General features: G+C 59.2%; 1 protein-coding gene. It reads left to right on the top strand.

What is annotated here, in order from left to right; translation table 11 throughout:
• A partial coding sequence (locus IVB22_RS27245) for an IS30 family transposase (protein WP_247520322.1) occupies positions 1–1,046 on the top strand: 1,046 nt, incomplete at both ends.

Here is a 1,046-nt window from a genome sequence, read left to right as displayed (position 1 = left end):
CCTTGGTTCACAGAACAAGTGCAACACCTGCTATGGTGTTGTTGCGATGGGACAATGTTATTGCCAGCTCAGCCTTGAAGAGCGGATCGAGATTTATCGCCTGCATGCAGCCGGTGAATCGATGCAAATGATCGCCCGCAGCCTCAAACGGCATGTGTCGACAATCAGTCGGGAGATCGACCGTAACGGCTTGGCCACCAAAGTGTGGCCGGGCGGCTATGCGCCTGCGAGAGCCCAGAAACTGGCTGAGCGCCGAAGGCGTTGGGATGGTCGTTTCAAGTTGGCGCGCCAGCCGGACCTGCAAGATCTGGTGAAAGACCGCCTTGCGATGGGACACTCTCCCGAGCAGATCGCTGGCCGGCTGACGCTCGAACACGGTCACACCGTCATCAGCCACGAGTCAATCTACCGTTTCGCCTATCATCGCTCGGCGCAAAAGGACTATTGGCATCGCCTGCTCCCCCGTCGCAAATCCCGGCGCGGACGTCTCGGCAAACGCGGCGGCAGCGCTGCCAGCGCCATCAAGTTCCGCCGCTCGATCAGCGAACGAGCCGTCGATGTCGCCGATCGCGCCACGCCGGGCCATTGGGAAGCCGACTTCATGCTGTTCGCCAAATACGGTCAAGGCTTGCTCATCGCCCATGAGCGACAATCGCGCTACACCATCCTCGACAATCCGCCCGATCGCAAAGCCGAGCGCACAGCCAAGCGTCTTGCCAAGCTGTTCGAACCGATCCCGCCGCCGCTACGCAAAACTCTTACCATCGACAATGGAACAGAGTTTGCGCTCCACTATCGGCTGACCGAACAACTTGCCCTGCAGACCTACTTCTGTGATCCCCACTCGCCCTGGCAGAAGGGCGGCGTCGAAAACGCTATCGGCCGCCTCAGACGACGGTTGCCTCGAAAGACCAACCTCGCAGGCCTCTCCAGACGCCAAATTGCCAGCATCGTCCGAACTTACAATGAGACGCCGCGAAAATGCCTCGACTTCAAAACCCCAGCCGAGGCATTCTCTCTCCTCAAATCAACCGTTGCACTTCAAA

The organism is Bradyrhizobium sp. 190, assembly GCF_023073415.1.
Lineage (GTDB): Bacteria > Pseudomonadota > Alphaproteobacteria > Rhizobiales > Xanthobacteraceae > Bradyrhizobium.
Note: the sequence above shows the minus strand (reverse complement) of the source record. Positions and strands in the feature narration are given on the sequence as shown.